Source organism: Streptomyces sp. NPDC090994, assembly GCF_044768905.1.
In the GTDB taxonomy this organism is placed as follows: domain Bacteria; phylum Actinomycetota; class Actinomycetes; order Streptomycetales; family Streptomycetaceae; genus Streptomyces.
In genome coordinates, this window is the sequence record NZ_JBIVWS010000019.1 from 47,650 (window position 1) to 68,824 (window position 21,175).

The window sequence follows — 21,175 nt, forward strand, 5'->3', positions numbered from 1 at the left end:
AGGCGGCAGACTCACGGCGGCAGGCTCAGGAAGCGAACAACCGCACCGGCCGCGCCGCGTGCGCCTCCGCCAGGATCTCCAGCAGCGGCGCGGAGGCCGCGGGCAACGCCTCCGCCCCCGCGTCGACGGCCTCGCGGGCCGCCTCGACGGCCCGGTCGGCCACCCGGTCCAGCTCCGGCGCCAGCCGCGCCAGCACCCCGGTGGCGTCGAACGGGTCCAGGCTCAGCAGCCGCACCACGGCCGTCGCCGGCCCGCTGACGCTCTCGTACGCCGCGCAGTACGCCGCGTCGTCCGGCCCGAGCCCCGCCGCGCGCGCCGCCAGCCCGAGCACGACCGGCTGGTGCGCGCCCTTGGGGAAGGCCCGGGCGAGGCCGGCGAGTTCGGTGGACGGCCAGGTGGCGCGGGCCGCCCGCATCAGCTGCCGGCCCAGCTTCCGCGCGGCGGTGCGCAGCGCGGGCGACGGCGTCCGGGCGTCCGCTGCGGCGTCGAGGGCCACCGGGTCCGCGCCGAGGGCCGCCGCCGCGGCGAGCGCGGCCGACACCAGCCCCGTCGTGTGCAGCCGGCCCCGGCAGAAGGCTTCGAGGTCCTCGGCCCCGGTGATCCGCCCGGCGCGTACGGCCGCCTCCGCGCCCCCGGAGTGCGCGTGCCCTCCGGCGGGGAAGCGGCCGTCGGCCAGGACCAGGAGAGCGGCCCTGGACATCAGAAGAGGAAGTAACGCTGGGCCATGGGCAGTTCCGCGGCCGGTTCCGCCTCGACCAGCTCGCCGTCGATGTGCACGGCGAAGCTGTCGGGGTCGATCCGTACGTCGGGCCGCGCGTCGTTCTCCCGCATGTCGGCCTTGGTGACGGCGCGGGTGGAGTCGATCGCCGCGAAGCCCTTGCCGAGGCCGAGGCGTTCGGGCAGCCCGTCGTCGATCGCCGGGCCGGCGACGAAGTTCACCGAGTTGCCGGCCGGGGCCCGTCCGATCGCCCCGTACATCGGCCGGGGCAGGACCGGCTGCGGGGTCGGGATGGAGGCGTTGGCGTCGCCCATCTGCGCGTAGGCGATCTGGCCGCCCTTGATCACGAGCAGTGGCTTGACGCCGAAGAACTCCGGTTCCCACAGCACCAGGTCGGCGAGCTTGCCGGTCTCGACGGAGCCGATCTCGCGGGCCATGCCCTGGGCGAGCGCCGGGTTGATCGTGTACTTGGCGACATAGCGACGGACGCGGTGGTTGTCCGCGCGGCCGTCGCCCGGCAGCGCGCCGCGCCGGCGCTTCATGACGTGGGCGGTCTGCCAGGTGCGCAGGATCACCTCGCCGACCCGGCCCATCGCCTGGGAGTCGGAGGAGATGATCGAGATGGCGCCCAGGTCGTGCAGGACGTCCTCGGCGCCGATGGTGGACGGCCGGATGCGGGACTCGGCGAAGGCGAGGTCCTCGGGGACGGCCGGGTTGAGGTGGTGGCAGACCATCAGCATGTCGAGGTGTTCCTCGGCCGTGTTGACGGTGTAGGGCCGGGTCGGGTTGGTGGAACTGGGCAGCACGTGCGGCTCGGAGACCACGGTCATGATGTCGGGCGCGTGGCCGCCGCCCGCACCCTCGGTGTGGTACGCGTGGATGCCGCGTCCGCCGATCGCGGCGAGCGTGTCGCCCACGAAACCGGCCTCGTTGAGGGTGTCGGTGTGGATGGCGACCTGGACGCCGGTCGCGTCGGCGACGGTGAGGGCGGCGTCGATGGCGGCGGGGGTCGCACCCCAGTCCTCGTGGATCTTCAGACCGGCGGCGCCGCCCCGGATCTGGGAGAGCATCGCCTCGTGGGAGACGGTGTTGCCCTTGCCCAGCAGGCCGATGTTGAGGGGGTGGGCCTCCATCGCCGCGAACATCCGGGCCAGGTGCCAGGGTCCCGGCGTGACGGTGGTGGCCTTCGACCCCTCGGCCGGGCCGGTGCCGCCGCCGACCAGCGTGGTGACGCCGGACGCCAGCGCCTCGTCGGCCACCTGCGGGCAGATGAAGTGCACATGGGCGTCGACGGCCCCGGCGGTGAGGATGCGCCCGTTGCCCGCGATGATCTCGGTCTCGGGGCCGATGACGAGGTCGGGGTGGACGCCGTCCATGGTGTCCGGGTTGCCGGCCTTGCCGATGCCGGTGATCCGGCCGTCGCGGATGCCGACGTCGGCCTTGACGATCCCCCAGTGGTCGATGATCACGGCCCCCGTGATGACGGTGTCGGGGGTGCCGTCGGCGCGGGTGGCGCGGGACTGGCCCATCGACTCGCGGACGACCTTGCCGCCGCCGAACACGGCCTCCTCACCGGCGCGTCCGGGGCCGCCGGAGCGGTCCTCCTCGATCTCGGCCAGCAGGTCCGTGTCGGCGAGGCGGATCCGGTCGCCGGTGGTGGGGCCGAACAGGTCGGCGTAGGCGGGGCGGGAGATCTCAGGCATCGAGGGCTCCCCCGGTCTCCCCGCGCAGTCCGGGCACGATCCGGGCGCCGGCCACGGGGACGAGCGCGACCTCGACGGGGATGCCGGGCTCGAACCGTACGGCCGTGCCGGCGGCGATATTCAGCCGCTTGCCGCGGGCCGCGGCGCGGTCGAACTCCAGTCCCGGGTTGGCCTCGGCGAAGTGGTAGTGCGAGCCGACCTGGACGGGGCGGTCGGCGGCGTTGAGGACGGTCAGCCGGGTCGTTTCGCGGCCCTCGTTGTAGACGATCGGACCGTCGGCGAAGAGGATCTCTCCGGGTATCACGGCGCGGTTCCCCTCAGACGATCGGGTCGTGGACGGTGACGAGCTTGGTGCCGTCCGGGAAGGTCGCCTCGACCTGCACGTCATGGAGCATCTCCGGGATGCCCTCCATGACGTCGTCCCGGGTGAGCAGCTTGCGACCGGAGGACATCAGCTCGGCGACGCTGCGGCCGTCCCGCGCGCCCTCCAGGATGTGCGACGTGATGAGGGCGACGGCCTCGGGATGGTTCAGCTTCAGGCCGCGCGCCCGGCGCTTCTCGGCGACGTCGGCCGCCACGTGGATCAGCAGCCGCTCTTGCTCATGCGGGGTCAGTCGCACGTCCCACCTCACAGTCCTCGCTCCGGACCGTGCCGGGTCCGGTCGCCGCGGCCACGGGGCGACGTCCCAGGTGGCCGGAGCGGCAGGCTAGTTGCACCGGGTTTCGCTCACGTTAACCCACCCAAGATCATTTCCCGTTGCCCGAAGCAACTTCTTGGACGTCCCTTTGCCCGCGCGTGAACGGACGCGGGGACGAACACGTGAACAGCGGGGACGGAGGCGGGGACGGAGGCGCCGACGGCTCGCGCGGACGCACCGACGGCTCGCGCGGACGCGGGGAGGGTCCGAGCGGACGCGCGGGCGCCGGTGCCGGTTGCCGGCGCCCGCTCCGGGTTCCGTACCGCAGGGGGCCGATCGGAGCCGGAACGGGCCGAACGGCGTACCGCCTATCGGCGTAGATTCACGTCCGTTTCCGGAACCGTACGGCTTGCGCAACGCGCCTGGCTCATCGGCGAAATGGCGACTCCGCCGCTGGTGGGGAGGTCACCGGCCCCGGCGATGGTGGCCCGGACGGCGCACCGTCCACCCGAACGGATGAGTGGTGAGTAACAACACAAAGTCCACGTTCCGTTGGGATTTTCCCACTTCGGTGCGTCAAGATCCCTGACTGACGACAAGACCCCGCCGCAGCGGCGGGGCGATCCGGGCGGACGCCGAGTCCTGCCGCCGCCCGGATGACCGGTCGACAGGAGTGGATCGGCAGGAGTGGAGGACCCGAGCACGACGGGTCGCCGGCCCGGTCACGCCATGACCGGAGCCGAGCAGCCCTTGGGGTGAAGCCGCACTCGCGCGGCCGGGCAACTTCGCCAGCCCGAATCCGACAGGTCATCCTTCACAGGCGGCTGACGAAGGGTTGCGCATGACTGCGCTCAATCGTGTCCCGTCGCTCATGGCCCGGGCCGGTACGGCCTCGGCCCTCACCATCGCCGCCGTGGGCGGCTCGATCGTGGTTCCCGGCATCGCCTCCGAGGCCGCCGCGGCGACCCATGCGACCAAGGCGCTGAAGATCGCGGCCTCCAAGAAGGGCGCCCCGTACCGGTACGGGGCCACCGGGCCGTCCCGCTTCGACTGCTCAGGGCTGACGCTGTACTCGTTCAAGAAGGCCGGCAAGAAACTGCCCCGCACGGCGGCCCAGCAGTACAACCGGACCCGCCATGTCTCCGCCTCCAGCCGCAAGGCCGGCGACCTGGTGTTCTTCCATTCCGGTCGCAGCGTCTACCACGTGGGCATCTACGCCGGGAAGGGCAAGATCTGGCACGCCCCGAAGACCGGTGACGTGGTGCGGCTGCAGAAGATCTGGACGAAGAGTGTCTGGTACGGCCGGGTGAAGTGATCCCCCCGAGGGGGCGCGCCGCCGACCCTGCCGGGGGGGCGCGCTCCCTCGGGTGCGGATGGGGCCGTACCGGGCGTACGGACCCCGGGAGGGCCGTAGGGGCCGCGCGGGCCCGTACGGGGCGGCAGGGGTGCCGTACGGGCGCGTACTGGGTGTACGGGTGCCGTACGGGCGCGTACTGGGCGTATAGGTGCATACGGGGCGCACGGGAGCTCCAGGCGTGGCGCGGGCCCGGCGGGCGGTCCGTACGGCATGACCGGCGCCCCTTCCCGGACCGGGCGCGACGGGACCCGCCGCGGTGACGCCTGCCGCGCCCGTCCCTCGCCGCCGCCGACCGCGTCACCGCCGCCGATCGCGCCGTACCGTCGTCGGGAGCGGCTCGGCCGGGGGCGTCCAGGGGAGTTCGACGGAGACGGTCTTGCCGCCCTCCCGGGTGGGGCGGACTCTCAGGCGCCCGCCGCATTCGGCGGCGAGGCAGCGGATGATGACCATGCCGCGGCCGTTGTCCTGCTGGACGGCCGCGGGCAGGCGCTTGGGGAAGCGCGGGTGGCTGTCGGTGACACCGATGCGCAGGCGCTCGTCACGGTCGAGCGCCAGGTCCACCGTGAAGGTGGGTGACTGTCCCAGGGTGTGCTGCACGACGTTGGTCGCCAGCTCCGAGACGATGAGCCGGATGGTGTCGGACACTTCCGTGCCGGCGGACAGTCCCCACTCCGCGAGCGTGCCGACGACGTAGGTCCGGGCGGCGGACACCGAGGCGGGATCGCTCGGCAGAGTGACGGATGCTTCCAGGTGGTCTGCCATGGCGACGTCGTCCCTTTCCGACGGGACCGCAGCCCCACACGGAGCGGATGGTTCGAGTACGGTCCCGGACTGTGCTTGGTCGCCAGAGTGCCATCACCACGCCGGTGAAGGGTGGCGATCCCCCAAGATGTGCATATATCTGTCGCTCGAAGCGGTGAACTCTGCGGCCGCAGACCCTTTTTGCGCGACTCATAAGGAGTAAAGGAGTTGGCCCATGCGGCACGGTCCCGTGGTGCGCCGCCGGAAACTGGGCGCCGAACTGCGCACGCTGCGCACGGAGGCGGGGATCACCAGCGGCGAGGCGGCCCGGCTGGCGGGATGGCACCAGTCCAAGGTGAGCCGGATCGAGACCGGGACGAGCGGCGCCAAACCCGGCGACGTGCGGTTACTCCTGGACGTCTACGGCGTGGCCGACGTCCAGTTGCGCGAGGTCATCCTCGCCCTGGCGGGGTCCGAGGACAACGGCGGCCGGCAGCACTGGTGGCACCCCTACCGGGGCGTGCTGCCGCCGGCCTACCGGGACTTCATCAGCCTGGAGTCCCAGGCGAGCACGATGCGCACCCTGGAGACCACCGTGGTGCCCGGTCTGCTCCAGACACCGGAGTACGCCCGTGCGGTGACCCGCGCCGCGATGGACGGGCTGCCGGAGGAGCGGATCGACGCGCTGGTCGAGGTGCGGCTGACCCGGCAGGACGTGCTGCGCTCCGCCACCCCCCTGCGCCTCAGCGCCGTACTGGACGAGGCGGTGCTGCGCCGGACGGTCGGCGAGCCGGGCGTGATGGCCCGCCAGCTGGAGCGGCTGGTCGACGCGGCACGGCTGCCCCATGTCCGGCTCCAGGTGCTGCCGTTCGCCGCCGGAGCCCACATCGGCGTCACGGGGCCTTTCGTTATCTTCTCATTTTCGAGCACTTCTGATCTAGACGTGGTTGTTCTCGACCACTTGACGAGTAGCCTCTATCTGGAACGGAAAGAAGACCTGGAGGCCTACACCGAGGCTTTCAACGCCCTGCAGGTTCACGCCCTTTCGCCCGACGACTCATTGGATCTCATCGCCGCGACAGCGGCCGGCGCGTAAGGAGGCACCATGTCAACACCTCCGCGGCACGTCCCTTCCAGCACCCGACTGCACGGTGTGCGGTGGCTGCGCAGCAGCTACAGCACCGGGGCCAACAACTGCGTGGAGACGGCCCGTCCGTCGGCCGGCCCCTGGGCCGGACTCCTCGCCGTGCGCGACTCCAAGGATCCCGCCGGACCGGCCCTGCTCATCTCCCCCGGGAGCTGGACGGGCTTCACCGCCGGGCTCCGCCAGAAGTAACCCCGTGCGGCAGCCGACGACACACGGCCGTGTCACGCCGACTCATGGCCGCGTTTCGCGGATCGTCCGCACAGCACGTTCGACCTGATCCTCGGTGAGGTCCGCACGGGCGGTCAGCCTGAGCCGTGAGATGCCGTCGGGCACGGAAGGAGGACGGAAGCATCCCACGGCCAGGCCGGCCGTACGGCAGTCAGCCGCCCACCGTACGGCCTGGACCGAGGACGGCGCGCGCACCGAGACCACGGCGGCGTCCGGGCGCACCGCCTCCAGACCCGGGGCCGTACGGACCGAGACCGTACGCGCCGTGTCCGTACGCGCCGTGTCCGTACGGGCCGTGTCCGTACGCGCCGTACGGGCCACGTCCGTCGAGGCCGTGGCCGTGAGCCGCGCGTGCAGGTCCGCCGCCACCGCGCGGGCCCGCGCGGCCCGTTCCGGTTCGCGGCGCAGCAGCCGCAGCGCCGCCAGCGCGGCCCCCGCCGCCGCGGGCGCGAGTCCCGTGTCGAAGATGAAGGTCCGGGCCGTGTCGACCAGATGGCCGATCACCCGCGCCGGGCCGAGGACCGCCCCGCCCTGGCTGCCCAGCGACTTCGACAGCGTGACCGTCGCGACGACGTCCTCGGCGCCCGCGAGTCCGGCGGCGTGCGGGGCGCCCCGGCCGCCGTCACCGAGTACGCCGAGGCCGTGGGCGTCGTCGAGGAGCAGCCCGGCGCCGCGCTCCCGGCAGACCGCGGCCAGCGCGGCCAGCGGGGCGGCGTCGCCGTCGACCGAGAACACCGTGTCGGAGACGACGACCGCGGGCCCGTCGTGCGTCCGCAGCGCCTTGCGCACCGCCTCCGGCGCGGCGTGCGGCACGACGTGGGTGGTACCGCGGGCCAGCCGGCAGCCGTCGATCAGCGAGGCGTGGTTGCCGGCGTCGGAGACGAGCAGCGAGCCGTGCGGCGCCAGCGCGGTGACGGCGGCGAGGTTGGCCGCGTAACCGGAGGAGAAGACGAGCGCGGCCTCGAAACCGCAGAAGGCGGCCAGTTCGCGTTCGAGTTCCGCGTGCAGTTCCGTGGACCCGGTGACCAGCCGGGAGCCGGTCGCGCCGCCGCCCCAGGTCCGTGCCGCCCGGGCCGCCCCCTCGGTCACCTCGGGGTGCCGGGCCAGCCCCAGGTAGTCGTTGCTCGCCAGGTCGAGGAGCGGGTCCCCGGCCGGGCGGGGACGCAGACTCCGCAGCAGCCCGGAGCGTCGGCGCAGTTCCCGCTGCGGGTCGATCCAGTCGAACGCCATGGGACCGTCCTTCCGGGTGATCTGCGAGCAGAGGTTTGTAGACAGTGAACAGACACTAGCGGCCCGGCAAGGGGCTCACGGTGTGGCAATCCCCACAGGTCGAACCGGACGTGTTGTGGAAACCCTCCTTTCGCCGGGGGCCGTTGATGGGCCAGGATCGCCTGCCATGGACCTGAGCGCATTGCTGAACACGCTGGTGGACAAAGGCCTGCGGCGCGAGCCGCCGACCCGCGAGGAGGCGCTGGCCGTCCTCGCCACGTCGGACGACGATCTGCTCGACGTGGTGGCCGCGGCCGGCAAGGTGCGCCGGCACTGGTTCGGCCGCCGGGTGAAGCTCAACTACCTCGTCAACCTCAAGTCGGGCCTGTGCCCCGAGGACTGCTCCTACTGCTCGCAGCGGCTCGGCTCGGGGGCGGAGATCCTCAAGTACACCTGGCTGAAGCCCGACCAGGCGTCCGAGGCCGCCGCCGCGGGGGTCGCCGGGGGCGCCAAGCGGGTGTGTCTGGTGGCGAGCGGGCGCGGGCCCGCCGACCGGGACGTGGACCGGGTCTCGGAGACCATCGCGGCCATCAAGGAGCGGCACCAGGACGTGGAGGTCTGCGCCTGCCTTGGCCTGCTCTCCGAGGGCCAGGCGGAGCGGCTGCGGGAGGCGGGCGCCGACGCCTACAACCACAACCTCAACACGTCCGAGGCGACGTACGGGGACATCACGACCACGCACACGTACGCCGACCGGGTGAACACGGTGCACAAGGCGCACGCCGCCGGTCTGTCGGCCTGCTCCGGGCTGATCGCGGGCATGGGCGAGAGCGACGAGGACCTGGTGGACGTGGTGTTCTCGCTGCGCGAGCTGGACCCGGACTCGGTGCCGGTGAACTTCCTGATCCCGATGGAGGGAACGCCGCTGGCCGCCGAGTGGCACCTGACTCCGCAGCGGTGCCTGCGCATCCTGGCGATGACGCGGTTCGTCTGCCCGGACGTGGAGGTGCGGGTCGCGGGCGGGCGCGAGGTCCATCTGCGCACCCTGCAGCCGCTCGCCCTGCACCTGGCCAACTCCGTCTTCCTCGGCGACTACCTCACCAGCGAGGGCCAGGCGGGACGGGCGGACCTGGAGATGATCGCGGACGCCGGGTTCGAGGTGGAGGGCGCCGGCGAGGCGACCCTGCCCGAGCACCGGGCGGGCGGTGAACGCACCGATCTGGTGGCCGTACGCCGTCGCGGTGCCGGGACGGACCTCGCGCCCAATGCCTGACCTGACGCTGGACGAACTGCTGGACCTCGACCGGCGGCACGTGTGGCATCCGTACGGTCCGATGCCCGGCCGGCGCGACCCGCTGGTCGTGGCGTCGGCGGACGGGGTGCGGCTGCGGCTCGCCGACGGCGGCGGTGAACTGGTCGACGGCATGTCCTCCTGGTGGTCGGCCGTGCACGGCTACAACCACCCGGTGCTGAACCGGGCGGCGCGCGAGCAGCTGGGGCGGATGAGCCACGTGATGTTCGGCGGGCTCACCCACGAACCCGCCGTACGGCTGGCGAAGCTGCTGGTCGACCTGGCGCCCGACGGTCTGGAACACGTCTTCCTCGCCGACTCCGGTTCGGTGTCGGTGGAGGTCGCGGTGAAGATGTGCCTCCAGTACTGGCGTTCGCTCGGCCGGCCGGCGAAGCGGCGGCTGCTGACCTGGCGCGGCGGCTATCACGGCGACACCTGGCAGCCGATGTCGGTGTGCGACCCCGAGGGCGGGATGCACGGGCTGTGGGCGGGGCTGCTGCCCCGCCAGGTCTTCGCGGACGCCCCGCCGGCGCAGTACGACGAGACGTACGCCGCCCGGCTGCGGGCGCTGGTCGAGCGGCACGCCGGCGAACTGGCGGCGGTGATCGTCGAGCCGGTGGTGCAGGGGGCGGGCGGGATGCGGTTCCACTCCCCCGCGTATCTGCGGGTGCTGCGCGAGGCGTGCGACGCGCACGGCGTGCTGCTGGTGTTCGACGAGATCGCGACCGGCTTCGGGCGTACGGGGACCATGTTCGCGGCGGAGCATGCGGGGGTGGCGCCGGATGTGATGTGCGTGGGCAAGGCCCTGACCGGCGGTTATCTGACGATGGCGGCCACGCTGTGCACCTCCCGGGTGGCCGAGGGCATCTCGCGCGGCGAGGTGCCCGTACTGGCCCACGGGCCGACGTTCATGGGCAATCCGCTGGCGGCGGCCGTGGCCTGCGCCTCGATCGGGCTGCTGCTCGGGCAGGACTGGCGCGCCGAGGTCGGGCGGATCGAGACGGGGCTGCGGGACGGGCTGGCGCCGGCCGCGTCGCTGCCGGGGGTGCGGGACGTACGGGTGCTCGGCGCGATCGGCGTGGTCCAGCTCGACCACGAGGTCGACATGGCGGCGGCGACGGCTGCGGCCGTGCGCGAGGGCGTGTGGCTGCGGCCGTTCCGCGACCTCGTCTACACGATGCCGCCGTACGTCACGGACGACGCGGACGTGGCCCGGATCGGCCGCGCGGTGTGCGCGGCGGCGCGGGAGGGGTGACGTGGCCGGACGAGGCAGACCCGGCGGCGCCGGCGGACAGGAGGACGACATGACCGTGCTCATGATCACGGGGACCGGCACGGAGGTCGGGAAGACGGTGGTGACCGCCGCCGTCGCCGCGGCGGCGGTGGCGGCCGGCCGGTCGGTGGCGGTGCTGAAGGCCGCGCAGACGGGGGTGGCGCCCGGTGAGCCCGGGGACGCCGAGGAGGCCGGGCGGCTGGCGGGTCCGGTCACCATCGCGGAGCTGGCCCGCTATCCCGAACCCCTGGCGCCCGCGACGGCCGCGCGGCGGGCCGGGCTGGCTCCCGTGCGGCCGGACGACGTGGCCGACGCCGCGGAGAAGCTGGCCGCCTCCCACGACCTGGTGCTGGTGGAGGGGGCGGGCGGGCTGCTCGTACGGTTCGACGCGGCGGGCGGCACGCTGGCGGACGCCGCCGGGACGCTGGGCGCCCCGGTGCTGATCGTGGCGCCGGCCGGTCTCGGCACCCTGAACGCGACGGAGCTGACGGCCCGTGAACTGCGCGCGCGGGGGCTGGTGCCGCTGGGCGTGGTGATCGGCAGCTGGCCCGCGCGTCCGGACCTCGCCGCGCGCTGCAACGTCACGGACCTGCCGGACGTCGCCGGCGCACCACTGCTGGGCGCGGTGCCCGCGGGGGCCGCCGCCCGCGCCCCGGCCGGTTTCCGGACGGCGGCACGGAGCTGGCTGGCACCGGAGGTGGGCGGCACCTGGGACGCGGAGGAGTTCCGGAGGCGGGAGGGGGCCTGAGCGGGTGTGCGGTGTGCTGGTCGCGACGGCCCGCGGCATCCGTCCGTCGGCACCGGGACCGCCCGCGCGGCCCGGGCGAAGAGACGGCCTGGGCAGGGGTGCGGGGCGCCGGTACGGGGGACAATCGCGGTAACGCGTCCGCGTCCCTCGGCGAGGGAGGTCCCATGCCGTTCTGTTCCGCCCGCGACCCGGCCAGGCCACGGGACGCCGTGCACCACCCGTGGTTCGCGCGCCGCTACGCCCGGCTCAGCGTGACCGCCGAGACCCGGATGGGCATGGGGCCGATCCGCGACCGGCTGCTCACCGGACTCTCCGGGCGGGTGATCGAGATCGGCGCGGGCAACGGCCTCAACTTCGCTCATTACCCGCGTACCGTCTCCGAGGTCGTCGCCATCGAGCCGGAGCGGGTGCTGCGGCAGCTGGCGGTGGAGGCGGCGCTGCGCGCGGAGACCCCCGTCGACGTGGTGCCGGGCACCGCCGAGGCGCTGCCGGTCAAGAGCGAGGGGTTCGACGCGGCCGTGGTCTCCCTGGTGCTGTGCAGCGTCCGTGACGTGCCCCGGGCGCTGGCGGAGCTGCGGCGGGTGCTGCGGCCCGGCGGCGAGGTGCGGTTCTTCGAGCACGGGCGGGGCGGCGGCCGGCTGATGACCCTCACCCAGCGTGCCCTGGACCGGACGGTGTGGCCGCCGCTGGCCGGCGGCTGCCATGTGTCGCGGGACCCGCTCGCCGCGCTGCGCGAGGCCGGGTTCACGCTGGGCCCCTACCGGCGGACCCTGATGCCGGAGAGGGGCCCGCGGCTGCCCACGTCGTACTGCGTACTGGGCACCGCCTGGCGGGCGGGGACCGGCCCGTCGGCACCGCGCTGAGCGGCGGGACGCCGTACGGCCGCGAAGACGTCGCCCCGTGCAGCCGTACGGTCAGGGCACGCCCCGGGCGCCGCCGCCCGTGCCGGCCTGGCGCTCTGCCCGGGGCACCCGGGGCGCACCCGGCGGTGTGACGAGCCCCGCGGGGCGTCGCGGACGGACGTCCTGGCCGTCGCCGGGACCGGATGATTGACTCGGCACAATCTCAAGTCGCCGAGTAATCAGGAGAGTTCATGTCGCGTCCGTTCCGTTTCGGTGTCAACCTGACCGTGCCGGCCCCGGCCGGGGAGTGGCGTGACAAGTGCCGCCGGGCTGAGGAGCTGGGGTACGACGTGCTGCTGGTCCCCGACCACCTGGGCATGGTGGCGCCGTTCCCGGCGCTGGTCGCGGCGGCGCAGGCCACCGAGCGGCCACGGCTGGGCACGTTCGTGCTGAACGCGGGTTTCTGGAACCCGGCGCTGCTGGCCCGCGAGGCGGCGACCACCGACGCGCTGACCGGCGGCCGGCTGGAGCTGGGGATCGGGGCGGGGTACGTGCGGGCGGAGCACGACACGGCCGGGCTGCCGTTCGGCTCGCCGGGTGAGCGGGTGGACCGTGTGCGGCACACGGTGCGGGAGCTGAAGCGGCTGCTGGAGTCCGCCGACCACCAGCCGCGTCCCGCGCGGCAGCGGGTGCCGCTGCTGATCGGCGCGGGCGGTCCGCGCATGCTGGAACTGGCCGCCGAGCACGCCGACATCGCGGCGTTCACCGGGGCGCGTGCGGTGCCGGGGAGCACAACGGGGCAACTGGTGCCGAGCACCGCCGAGGAACTGGACGCGAGCGTGGCCGACTACCGCGCGCGGGCGGCGGACGCGGCGGCCACGGAGCTGAACCTGCTCATCCAGGTGGTGCTGGTCACCGAGGACCGCGAGGCCGCCGTCCGCCCGTTCGCGGAGCACGTACCGCACCTGACCACCGCGCAGACGCTGGAACTGCCCACCCTGCTGGCCGGAACCGTCGAGGAGATCACGGATCAGGTGCGGGCGCAGCGCGAGCGGTACGGCTTCTCGTACCTGACCGTGCTGGAGCCGTACATGGAGGCCTTCGCCCCGGTGGTGCGGGCGCTGCGCGGACAGTGACCGCCGCCGTCCACATACCGGAAACCGCTGGTCACCCGGCTGCGCGGCTGATGGGATCGGTTCATGATCGACCTTCATGTACGGGCCGCCGGACCCGAGGACCTGGACACCGTGCTGGCCTTCTGGAAGGTGGCCGCCGAGGGCACCAGCATCAGCGACGACCGGGCGGGCGTCGAACGCCTGGTCGCCCGCGACCCCGAGGCACTGGTCCTGGGCGAGATCGACGGCGAGCTGGCCGGCACGGTGATCGCCGGCTTCGACGGCTGGCGGTGCCATCTGTACCGGCTCGCGGTGCACCCGGACCGGCGCCGCCAGGGCGTCGCCACGGCGCTGCTGACCGCCGCCGAGGCACGCTTCGTCGCCCTCGGCGGGCGGCGCGGGGACGCGATGGTGCTGGTGCGCAACGAGCGGGCGCAGCACGCGTGGCGGTCCGCCGGTTACAAGCCCGAGGAGCAGTGGCGGCGCTGGGTGAAGCACCTCGCCTCCTGAGGGGCCTCGGCTGCTCGGCTCCCCGGCCTCATCCGGCCCGGGGCGGGCACTCGCGCGACCATGACGGACTCCGAGTACCTGTCCACGGACCCGCCGCCCGGCGTGCGACAGCGCGCGGGCCGCCCCGCGCTGCCCGATCATGGGACGACAGACGATCACGTCACGACGGGCGATCGCGGGACGGAGGTGAACCGGTGACCGAAGTGCTCCTGCTGCTGGTGGCCGTCCTGCTCGCGCTGGCCTGTGGCGCCTTCGTCGCGGCCGAGTTCTCCCTGACCACCGTCGAACGCGGTGCGCTGGAACGGGCCGCGGCACGCGGGGAGCGCGGCGCGGCGGGCGCTCTGAAGGCCGTACGGAATCTGACGTTCCAGCTGTCGGGCGCGCAGCTCGGCATCACAGTGACCAATCTGGTGGTCGGCATGCTGGCCGAGCCGTCGATCGCCGCGCTGCTGGCGGGCCCGCTGCGGGACCTGGGCGCCGCGCCGTCGACCGCCTCGTCGATCGCGCTGGTGATCGGTACGGCGCTGTCCACGGTGGTGCTGATGGTGGTCGGCGAGCTGGTCCCGAAGAACTGGGCGATCTCGTCGCCGGCCGCCGTGGCCAAGCGGGTGGCGACCCCGCAGCGCTGGTTCAGCGCCGCTTTCCGGCCCTTCATCACCCATCTGAACAACACGGCCAACCGTCTCGTACGGCGTCTCGGTGTGGAGCCCGCCGAGGAGCTGGCGTCCGCGCGCGGGCCGCAGGAGCTGGCGGCGCTCGCCCGGCACTCGGCCAGGGAGGGCTCGCTGGAGGCGGACACCGCCGAACTGTTCGTGCGGACACTGAACCTCGCCGACCTCACCGCGGAGCACGTGATGACGCCGCGCGTCCAGGTGATCGCCCTGGAGGCCGGCGCGAGCTGCGCGGACGTGGCGAACGCGACGCGGGCGACCGGGCTGTCCCGGTTCCCCGTCTACCGGGACACCCTGGACGCGGTGGTGGGCACCGCGCACATCAAGGACGTCCTGGCGGTGCCCGCCGAGCGGCGGTCCGAGGTGCCGGTCTCCGAGCTGATGCGCGATCCGCTGCTGGTGCCGGCCACGCTCACCGTCGACCGGCTCCTGGACCGGCTCTCCGGGCGGCGCACCATGGCCGTGGTGATCGACGAGTACGGCGGCACGGCGGGCGTGGCGACGCTGGAGGACATCGTGGAGGAGGTCGTCGGCGAGGTGCGGGACGAGCACGACCCGCACGAGACGCCCGAGCTGGCCCCGGCCGGGACGGACGAGCACGGGCACCCGCTGTTCCGGGCGGACGGCTCGGCCCGGGTGGACCGGCTGACGCGGGTCGGGCTGCGGGTGCCGGAGGGGCCGTACGAGACGGTGGCCGGGCTGGTCGCGGCCGAGCTGGGCCGTATCCCGGCGGTCGGCGACCGGGTGGAGGTGGCGGGCTGGCGCCTCGACGTCGTGGACGCCACGGGCCGCCGGGCCGCCGTCGTCCTGCTGCGCGCACCGCTCACGGACGAGCGGACCGGAAACGCCGGTTCCGGTCCAGGGAACGAGGAGGCCGGGCGGTGACCGTCGTACAGCTGCTGATCGGTCTGCTGACGCTGGTCGTCAACGCCTTCTTCGTGGGCGCGGAGTTCGCGCTGATCTCGGTGCGCCGCAGCCAGGTGGAGCCGCACGCCGAGGCGGGCGACCGGCGGGCGGAGCGCGTGCTGTGGGGGCTGGAACACGTGTCGGCGCTGATGGCGGCGGCCCAGCTCGGCATCACGCTGTGCACGCTGGTCCTCGGCATCGTCGCGGAACCCGCCATCGCTCATCTGCTGGAACCGGTGTTCCACGCGATGGGGGTGCCGTCCGGGGCCGGGCACCTGGTCTCCTTCGTGCTGGCGCTGGCCCTGGCGACGTATCTGCACATGCTGCTGGGCGAGATGGTGCCGAAGAACATCGCGCTGGCGGAGCCGGTGCGCAGCGCGCTGCTGCTCGGTCCGCCGCTGGTGGCCCTGTCCCGGGCGCTGCGTCCGGTGATCTTCACGGTCAACGCGTTCGCCAACGCGCTGCTCAAGCTGTTGCGGGTCGAGGCGCGGGACGAGGTGTCGGCGTCCTTCACCGACACCGAGCTGGCCGAGATCGTGAAGGACGCGAGCGAGGCGGGGCTCATCGACGACCGCGCCCAGGAGCGGCTGCACGACGCGCTGGAACTGGGCCGGCGGCCGGTGCGCGACGTGGTGCTCCCCTTGGAGCGGGTGGTGCACGCGCGCGTGGGCGTCACCCCCGAGCAGTTGGAGCGGCTGTCGGCCGAGTCCGGGTTCTCCCGGTTCCCGGTGGTGGACGACGGGCGGCGGATCGTCGGTTACCTGCATGTGAAGGACGCCCTGGACGCCTCCCCGCGCGGCGCGGCGTTCCGCCCGGGTGACATGCGTCCCATCGCCCGGGTACGGGAGAGCACTCCGCTGGACGACGTACTGACGGCGATGCGCGCGAGCCGCACCCATCTGGCGGCCGTCCTGGAGGCCGACGGACGGCTGGCCGGGCTGGTGACCATGGAGGACGTCCTGCGGGAGCTGTTCGGGCAGCGGACGTGACGACGCCGGCCGGCGGATGCCGGGCAGCCGGTGGTGAGCGCCGGGCACCGACGGGTGGGCGTCAGGCGCCCGCCGGCAGGTTCAGGCACCGACCGGCGGGTATGCCGTTGGGTGCCTCGGGATACCATTTCCGTCGCCATGCAGACGAACCCCACCTTCACCAGCCTGGTCGCGGTCGGCGACTCCTTCACCGAGGGCATGTCGGATCTGCTGCCCGACGGCTCCTACCGGGGCTGGGCCGATCTCCTGGCCGCCCGGATGGCGGCCCGCACCCCCGGCTTCCGCTACGCCAACCTCGCCGTGCGCGGCAAGCTGATCGGACAGATCGTCGACGAGCAGGTGGACGTCGCCGCCGCGATGGGCGCCGACGTGATCACGCTGGTCGGCGGGCTCAACGACACCCTGCGCCCCAAGTGCGACATGGGGCGGGTGCGGGACCTGCTGACGGAGGCGGTGGAGCGGCTGGCCCCGAACTGCAAGCAACTGGTGCTGATGCGCAGCCCCGGCCGCCAGGGCCCGGTCCTGGAACGGTTCCGCCCGCGCATGGAGGCGCTCTTCACCGTCGTCGACGACCTCGCCGCCCGGCACGGTGCCGTGGTCGTCGACCTGTACGGGGCGCCCTCGCTGGCCGACCCGCGACTGTGGGACGTGGACCGGCTGCACCTGACCGCCGAGGGGCACCGCAGGGTCGCCGAGGCGGTGTGGCAGACGCTCGGGTACGAGGCCGAGGACCCCGAGTGGCGCTCGCCGCTGCCGACGACGCCGCCGCTCGGCTGGATGCTGCGGCGGGGCGCCGACCTGCGGTTCGCCCGGATGCACCTGCTGCCGTGGATCGGCCGCCGGCTGACCGGCCGCTCCTCCGGGGACGGCCGGACCGGCGCCCAGTTCAGCGCTGAGCTGGGCAAAGCCTTCTGGGTCACCCCTGCGGACCACACGAACCCCGGCCCTGTGACGGACTGGCTGCGGGTGGAGCACTGACCCGGAGCCCCGCCCGGCTGTGCTGCGTCCATTCGACCGGATCGCCGCGTACCGGCCCTCGATGGAAATGCCTCGGTCAGGAAAGGGGGTTCTCTCAGTACCTGTATCGGCAGAGTCTCCCTTCCGGCCACGTGGCCTGCTTAACCTGTGGTCGGTTCCCGGCTGAACGCAGGGAATGCAATGGGCCAGGTTAATTTCTCGAAGGGGCGTCTCTGGTGCAGAAGCGCATACTTGGACAGCAACTCGAAGTTTCAGCTCTGGGGCTCGGCTGCATGGGCATGAGCTTTTTCTACGGCGCAGCCCCGGACCCCGCCGAGATGACGAAGCTGCTGCGTTCGGCAGTAGACCGCGGCGTGACTTTCTTCGACACCGCGGAAGTCTATGGCCCTTTCACCAATGAAGAACTGGTCGGTCAGGCACTGGCGCCGGTGCGCGACCAGGTGGTGATAGCCACCAAGTTCGGCATCAGGTACGGCGAACACGGGCCGACCCCGATGTCGGGGGTCGACAGCCGACCCGAGCAGATCCGCCGGGCGACCGAGGCCTCACTCCGGCGTCTTCGAACCGATCACATCGACCTGCTCTATCAGCACCGCGTCGATCCCGACGTGCCCATTGAAGATGTGGCCGGCACGGTGAAGGAGCTGATTTCCGAAGGCAAGGTCAAGTACTTCGGTCTGTCGGAGGCCGGCGCGACGACGATCAGCCGCGCCCACGCTGTGCACCCTGTGGCGGCGCTGCAAAGCGAGTACTCGCTCTGGATGCGAGAGCACGAGACCGAGATCATTCCGACCTTGGAGAAGCTGGGCATTGGTCTGGTGCCCTACAGTCCGCTCGGGAAGGGCTATCTGACCGGCACCATCGATTCCAGCACGTCACTGGCCGACGGCGATCTGCGCCGCTCCCTGCCGCGCTTCACGCCCGAAGCGCGACAGGCCAATCAGGCGCTGGTCGAGTCGCTCCAGCAGATCGCCGACGACAAGGGAGCCACGCCGGCCCAGATCGCCCTCGCTTGGGTGCTGGCGCAGAAGCCGTGGTTCGTGCCGATCCCCGGCACCACCAAGCCGCACCGCCTGGAAGAGAACCTGGGCGCACTCGACGTCGAGCTGACGCCCGGTGACCTGCGGCGCATCGAGGAGACCGCGGCCCGCATCCCTGTCCAGGGCGGGCGCGTTCCCGAGCAGCTGGAGTCACTGTTCGGCCGCTGATCCGCTCGCATCCTGTACCGGCTTCCGCGACAGAGGGGACGGAGACCAATGACGGCCGGCCAATTCACCACTCACGCAGACCTTTTCGATCTGAGCGGGAAGTACGCCCTTGTCACCGGCGGCACCAGCGGCATCGGGATGATGATGGCGCGCGGCCTTCTCCAGGCGGGCGCCCGCGTCGTCATCAGCTCACGAAAGGAAGACACCTGCGCGCGGGCCCAGCGCCTGCTGTCCGCATTCGGCGACGTTCGCGCGATCCCCGCCGACCTGTCCAGGCACGACGAATGTCAGCGCCTCGCTGATCTCGTCACGGTCGACTCGGAACGCCTGGACATCCTGGTCAACAACGCGGGAGCGATGTGGCGCGAGCCGCTGGCGACGTTCCCGGACGAGGCCTGGGACACCGTGCTCGACCTCAACCTCAAGTCGCCGTTCTGGCTGGTGCAGGCGCTGCTCCCGGCACTGCGCAGGGCGGGCACCGCCGATGATCCCGCGCGGATCATCAACATCGGCAGCATCGCCGCCATCCACGTCGCCCGGTCGCCCAACTACTCGTACGCCGGCAGCAAGGCGGCACTCCACCAACTCACCAGAGTGCTCGCCAGAGAGCTGGGCCCCCAGCACGTCACGGTGAACGCGGTGGCACCGGGAGTGTTCCCGTCGCAGATGATGGCGTCCACGCTCGACGCCATCGGCGACACGATCGCGGCGGCGGCCCCGCTGCGCCGGCTCGGCCGCGCCGACGACATGGCGGGTGTCGCCGTGTTCCTCGCCGGCCGGGCTGGTTCCTACCTCACGGGCGCCGTCGTCCCGGTGGACGGCGGCATCGCGACGACCGCATCCGGTACCCCCTAGACTGCGGGACGGGCTTACGGCGAGGGGACGGCCACGGTGGATCCACGCACCGAGATCCGCGAGTTTCTCAGCTCGCGTCGCGCCCGCATCGCACCCGATCAGGCGGGCCTGCCCGCTTACGGCGGCAACCGTCGGGTCAAAGGTCTGCGCCGCGAGGAGGTGGCGCTGCTGGCGGGGGTGTCGGTCGACTACTACGTGCGCATGGAGCGCGGCAACCTCGCCGGGGCCTCCGACGGCGTGCTCGACGCGTTGGCCTCGGCCTTGCAACTCGACGAGGCCGAGCGCGACCACCTGTTCCACCTCGCGCGCCGGTCCAGGGCGCCCAGCGGTCCTCGTCGGCGCAGGTCTGCCGTGACAGTGCGCTCGACGCTGCAGCAGGTGCTCGACGCGATCTCCGGTGCGCCGGCCTGGATCGGCAACGGCCGTTATGACGTGCTCGCCATGAACCAACTCGCTCGCGCGCTGTACTCACCCGTGCTGGCCGACCCGCGACGGCCCGCGAACACAGCGCGGTTCGTCTATCTGCACCCCGAGGCGGCCGGCGATTTCTTCGTCGACTACGACCAGGTCACCAGTGCCGCGGCCGCGAAGCTGCGCATGGAAGCCGGCCGCGATCCGCACGACGAGGAGCTGATCGCCCTGGTCGGCGAACTGTCCACGTGCAGTGAGCTGTTCCGGCAGCGGTGGGCGTCGCAGGACGTGCGACTGCACCGGTCCGGGCGCAAGCGCATGCGCCATCCGATCGTGGGCCGGCTCGACCTGGACGTCGAGTCCCTGGCCCTGCCCGCCGAGCCCGGCCTGCACCTGAACGTCTACACCGCACCCACGGGCACACCGACCGCTGACAAGCTGGCGCTCCTGGCGTCGTGGGCGGCCACCCAGCAGACGCCGGCGACCGAGTTCGAGGCACCCGACGGATAGTGCGACCCCTTCAGCCGTCCGTGTTGGCGGTCCATGACGTGGGGGCGCGCGCTGACGCACGCTGACAACGCCGCCTCGGCCCGCGGCACGGAAACGGTCCGCCGACTCCGTCGGCGGACCGTCACGAAACATCGAGGCTGGACACAGTTCGCACATCAGTCCAAGCACAGGCCGAGACCGAGAGGTGACACCGCTCAGATGGTCGGGGTGTCGTCGACGATCGGCCGGTGAATCTCGACGACCGGCTTCCACCCCGCGGAGAACTCGATGAAGTCCGCACGGGTGGGGTAGGTGTCGATCGCGCGACGGTCGCGCTTGGGACTGTCGCTCGCCTTGCGCCCCCGGGGAATCTGCTCCTCGAAGATGTCGACCTTCACGTCGGGAACCTCCTTGAGGCCCTGGCGCCAGATCTGCACGACATCGGCGCCGAACGCCTGCCGGGCCGCGGCGTAAAGGGCGCTCAGGGCCCCCTTGTCCCCGCCGGGGACGAACAGCGCCAGGTCCAGCACGACACCGGCGGACTGGAGGACCTCGATGGTCACCGGACCGTTCTCGTCGGCCACGTAGATTCCGGCTTCGTTCTCGTCGTCAGGAAGGCAGGAAACCTCTTCCTGGAACACGGTCCTCGCCGTGATCGAGCCGCCCTCGAAATCCTCACCGGACTTGGTCAGAAAAGCAGGGACATAGCAGTCGGGAAGCTTGAGTTCTGCCGTGTCGGCGGAAACGAAGACCTTGTCCTTCACGCCGAGCTTCGTCACCTCTTCCAGCGAGAGGCGGCGAGCGGCGATCTTCTCCGTGTTCACGATTTCCCTTTCAGGTTGCACTGTCCCTCCGAACAAGGACGCTACCACGAAAACTTGAGGTCAACTGCCCAGTAATCTCTGGGTAAATGGCCTCCGACGGCCTGCACGGGAGGACACCGAAGCGAGTGCCGCTCGGCCGGGAACAGGCATCCGCCAGACAGTGTCCCTCGCCATGGTATTGAAGATCAACTGGCGGTTGCATTTCGGTGCGTTGGGTAGCGCGAGGAACCAAAACTGAGTTTACGGTGAATATCACCCATACTGCCTTCGGGGAGGCGGCGACAGGGTAAGGCGATCCATTCGTCGCGCATCTCGAAGAACGCA

General features: G+C 72.3%; 22 protein-coding genes and 1 riboswitch. Of the genes, 15 read left to right on the plus strand and 7 right to left on the minus strand.

Annotated elements, in window-relative coordinates:
- Nucleotides 1-25: 25 nt before the first annotated feature.
- From ACIQR3_RS29550 to ACIQR3_RS29565, 4 genes are read right to left on the minus strand one after another with little or no spacing between them, the layout of a single operon-like run.
- A complete protein-coding gene (locus ACIQR3_RS29550; protein WP_403543696.1) occupies nt 26-700 on the minus strand; it encodes an urease accessory protein UreF in 675 nt (224 codons plus the stop codon).
- Nucleotides 700-2,421, minus strand: coding sequence for an urease subunit alpha (locus tag ACIQR3_RS29555; protein WP_403543697.1), 1,722 nt, complete (start codon nt 2,419-2,421; stop codon nt 700-702). Before ACIQR3_RS29555 ends, ACIQR3_RS29550 begins: the two co-directional genes overlap by 1 nt.
- Nucleotides 2,414-2,725 (minus strand): urease subunit beta, encoded by a 312-nt coding sequence (locus tag ACIQR3_RS29560; protein ID WP_403543698.1) that lies wholly within the window; start codon nt 2,723-2,725, stop codon nt 2,414-2,416. The genes ACIQR3_RS29555 and ACIQR3_RS29560 overlap by 8 nt, the downstream gene beginning before the upstream one ends.
- 13 nt (nt 2,726-2,738) lie before the next feature.
- Complete coding sequence (locus ACIQR3_RS29565) at nt 2,739-3,041, minus strand: urease subunit gamma (protein ID WP_215172590.1); 303 nt, start codon at nt 3,039-3,041, stop codon at nt 2,739-2,741.
- A gap of 723 nt (nt 3,042-3,764) precedes the next feature.
- A riboswitch (cyclic di-AMP (ydaO/yuaA leader) is annotated at nt 3,765-3,897 on the plus strand.
- A gap of 3 nt (nt 3,898-3,900) precedes the next feature.
- On the opposite strand from ACIQR3_RS29565, the gene ACIQR3_RS29570 reads away from it, so the two are divergent.
- Nucleotides 3,901-4,374: a C40 family peptidase gene (locus tag ACIQR3_RS29570; RefSeq protein ID WP_403543699.1), complete on the plus strand. Its 474-nt coding sequence runs from the start codon at nt 3,901-3,903 to the stop codon at nt 4,372-4,374.
- A 339-nt stretch (nt 4,375-4,713) separates the two neighbouring features.
- On the opposite strand, the gene ACIQR3_RS29575 is transcribed toward ACIQR3_RS29570, so the two are convergent.
- Nucleotides 4,714-5,178 carry an ATP-binding protein gene (locus ACIQR3_RS29575; protein WP_403543700.1) on the minus strand — a complete coding sequence of 155 codons (465 nt, stop codon included), beginning with the start codon at nt 5,176-5,178 and terminating at the stop codon, nt 4,714-4,716.
- Between the two features lie 214 nt (nt 5,179-5,392).
- Here ACIQR3_RS29575 and ACIQR3_RS29580 point away from each other — a divergent pair, with 214 nt between their 5' ends.
- The gene (locus ACIQR3_RS29580; protein ID WP_403543701.1) at nt 5,393-6,253 is read left to right on the plus strand and encodes a helix-turn-helix domain-containing protein; all 861 of its coding nucleotides are present in this window, start codon (nt 5,393-5,395) and stop codon (nt 6,251-6,253) included.
- 9 nt (nt 6,254-6,262) lie between these two features.
- On the plus strand, nt 6,263-6,493 hold the full coding sequence (locus ACIQR3_RS29585; RefSeq protein WP_215172583.1) for a DUF397 domain-containing protein: 231 nt from the start codon (nt 6,263-6,265) through the stop codon (nt 6,491-6,493).
- A 42-nt stretch (nt 6,494-6,535) separates the two neighbouring features.
- Here the strand turns inward: ACIQR3_RS29585 and ACIQR3_RS29590 are convergent, their stop codons facing one another.
- Entirely contained in the window at nt 6,536-7,762 is a 1,227-nt protein-coding gene (locus ACIQR3_RS29590) for an 8-amino-7-oxononanoate synthase (RefSeq protein ID WP_403543702.1), read from the minus strand.
- A 166-nt stretch (nt 7,763-7,928) separates the two neighbouring features.
- On the opposite strand from ACIQR3_RS29590, the gene bioB reads away from it, so the two are divergent.
- The 12 genes from bioB (at nt 7,929) to ACIQR3_RS29650 (ending at nt 20,048) form a co-directional block, all read left to right on the plus strand.
- A complete protein-coding gene (bioB, locus tag ACIQR3_RS29595; RefSeq protein ID WP_403543703.1) occupies nt 7,929-9,014 on the plus strand; it encodes a biotin synthase BioB in 1,086 nt (361 codons plus the stop codon).
- Nucleotides 9,007-10,287, plus strand: coding sequence for an adenosylmethionine--8-amino-7-oxononanoate transaminase (locus ACIQR3_RS29600; RefSeq protein WP_403543704.1), 1,281 nt, complete (start codon nt 9,007-9,009; stop codon nt 10,285-10,287). Before bioB ends, ACIQR3_RS29600 begins: the two co-directional genes overlap by 8 nt.
- A 49-nt stretch (nt 10,288-10,336) precedes the next feature.
- A complete protein-coding gene (gene bioD, locus ACIQR3_RS29605) occupies nt 10,337-11,053 on the plus strand; it encodes a dethiobiotin synthase (RefSeq protein WP_403543705.1) in 717 nt (238 codons plus the stop codon).
- A gap of 164 nt (nt 11,054-11,217) precedes the next feature.
- Nucleotides 11,218-11,916: a class I SAM-dependent methyltransferase gene (locus tag ACIQR3_RS29610; protein ID WP_403543706.1), complete on the plus strand. Its 699-nt coding sequence runs from the start codon at nt 11,218-11,220 to the stop codon at nt 11,914-11,916.
- A gap of 230 nt (nt 11,917-12,146) precedes the next feature.
- Nucleotides 12,147-13,031, plus strand: coding sequence for an LLM class F420-dependent oxidoreductase (locus tag ACIQR3_RS29615; RefSeq protein WP_403543707.1), 885 nt, complete (start codon nt 12,147-12,149; stop codon nt 13,029-13,031).
- 63 nt (nt 13,032-13,094) lie between these two features.
- Nucleotides 13,095-13,520 (plus strand): GNAT family N-acetyltransferase, encoded by a 426-nt coding sequence (locus ACIQR3_RS29620; RefSeq protein ID WP_403543708.1) that lies wholly within the window; start codon nt 13,095-13,097, stop codon nt 13,518-13,520.
- A 194-nt stretch (nt 13,521-13,714) separates the two neighbouring features.
- On the plus strand, nt 13,715-15,076 hold the full coding sequence (locus tag ACIQR3_RS29625) for a hemolysin family protein (protein ID WP_403543709.1): 1,362 nt from the start codon (nt 13,715-13,717) through the stop codon (nt 15,074-15,076).
- Entirely contained in the window at nt 15,073-16,086 is a 1,014-nt protein-coding gene (locus ACIQR3_RS29630; protein WP_403543710.1) for a hemolysin family protein, read from the plus strand. The genes ACIQR3_RS29625 and ACIQR3_RS29630 overlap by 4 nt, the downstream gene beginning before the upstream one ends.
- A 138-nt stretch (nt 16,087-16,224) precedes the next feature.
- Nucleotides 16,225-17,064 carry an SGNH/GDSL hydrolase family protein gene (locus ACIQR3_RS29635; protein ID WP_403543711.1) on the plus strand — a complete coding sequence of 280 codons (840 nt, stop codon included), beginning with the start codon at nt 16,225-16,227 and terminating at the stop codon, nt 17,062-17,064.
- Nucleotides 17,065-17,279: 215 nt separating this feature from the next.
- On the plus strand, nt 17,280-18,272 hold the full coding sequence (locus ACIQR3_RS29640) for an aldo/keto reductase (protein ID WP_403543712.1): 993 nt from the start codon (nt 17,280-17,282) through the stop codon (nt 18,270-18,272).
- Nucleotides 18,273-18,320: 48 nt separating this feature from the next.
- A complete protein-coding gene (locus tag ACIQR3_RS29645; RefSeq protein WP_403543713.1) occupies nt 18,321-19,127 on the plus strand; it encodes an SDR family oxidoreductase in 807 nt (268 codons plus the stop codon).
- A gap of 36 nt (nt 19,128-19,163) precedes the next feature.
- Nucleotides 19,164-20,048, plus strand: a complete 885-nt coding sequence (locus ACIQR3_RS29650) for a helix-turn-helix transcriptional regulator (RefSeq protein ID WP_403543714.1) — start codon at nt 19,164-19,166, stop codon at nt 20,046-20,048.
- A gap of 194 nt (nt 20,049-20,242) precedes the next feature.
- Here ACIQR3_RS29650 and ACIQR3_RS29655 read toward each other — a convergent pair whose 3' ends face one another.
- Nucleotides 20,243-20,851 (minus strand): hypothetical protein, encoded by a 609-nt coding sequence (locus ACIQR3_RS29655; protein WP_403543715.1) that lies wholly within the window; start codon nt 20,849-20,851, stop codon nt 20,243-20,245.
- Nucleotides 20,852-21,175: the final 324 nt, after the last annotated feature.

Coding starts and splice junctions, on each gene's coding strand:
- ACIQR3_RS29550 (WP_403543696.1), bottom strand. CDS start 700: ATGTCCAGGGCCGCTCTCCTGGTCCTGGCCGACGGCCGCTTCCCCGCC.
- ACIQR3_RS29555 (WP_403543697.1), bottom strand. CDS start 2,421: ATGCCTGAGATCTCCCGCCCCGCCTACGCCGACCTGTTCGGCCCCACC.
- ACIQR3_RS29570 (WP_403543699.1), top strand. CDS start 3,901: ATGACTGCGCTCAATCGTGTCCCGTCGCTCATGGCCCGGGCCGGTACG.
- ACIQR3_RS29575 (WP_403543700.1), bottom strand. CDS start 5,178: ATGGCAGACCACCTGGAAGCATCCGTCACTCTGCCGAGCGATCCCGCC.
- ACIQR3_RS29580 (WP_403543701.1), top strand. CDS start 5,393: ATGCGGCACGGTCCCGTGGTGCGCCGCCGGAAACTGGGCGCCGAACTG.
- ACIQR3_RS29585 (WP_215172583.1), top strand. CDS start 6,263: ATGTCAACACCTCCGCGGCACGTCCCTTCCAGCACCCGACTGCACGGT.
- ACIQR3_RS29590 (WP_403543702.1), bottom strand. CDS start 7,762: ATGGCGTTCGACTGGATCGACCCGCAGCGGGAACTGCGCCGACGCTCC.
- bioB (WP_403543703.1), top strand. CDS start 7,929: ATGGACCTGAGCGCATTGCTGAACACGCTGGTGGACAAAGGCCTGCGG.
- ACIQR3_RS29600 (WP_403543704.1), top strand. CDS start 9,007: ATGCCTGACCTGACGCTGGACGAACTGCTGGACCTCGACCGGCGGCAC.
- bioD (WP_403543705.1), top strand. CDS start 10,337: ATGACCGTGCTCATGATCACGGGGACCGGCACGGAGGTCGGGAAGACG.
- ACIQR3_RS29610 (WP_403543706.1), top strand. CDS start 11,218: ATGCCGTTCTGTTCCGCCCGCGACCCGGCCAGGCCACGGGACGCCGTG.
- ACIQR3_RS29615 (WP_403543707.1), top strand. CDS start 12,147: ATGTCGCGTCCGTTCCGTTTCGGTGTCAACCTGACCGTGCCGGCCCCG.
- ACIQR3_RS29620 (WP_403543708.1), top strand. CDS start 13,095: ATGATCGACCTTCATGTACGGGCCGCCGGACCCGAGGACCTGGACACC.
- ACIQR3_RS29635 (WP_403543711.1), top strand. CDS start 16,225: ATGCAGACGAACCCCACCTTCACCAGCCTGGTCGCGGTCGGCGACTCC.
- ACIQR3_RS29645 (WP_403543713.1), top strand. CDS start 18,321: ATGACGGCCGGCCAATTCACCACTCACGCAGACCTTTTCGATCTGAGC.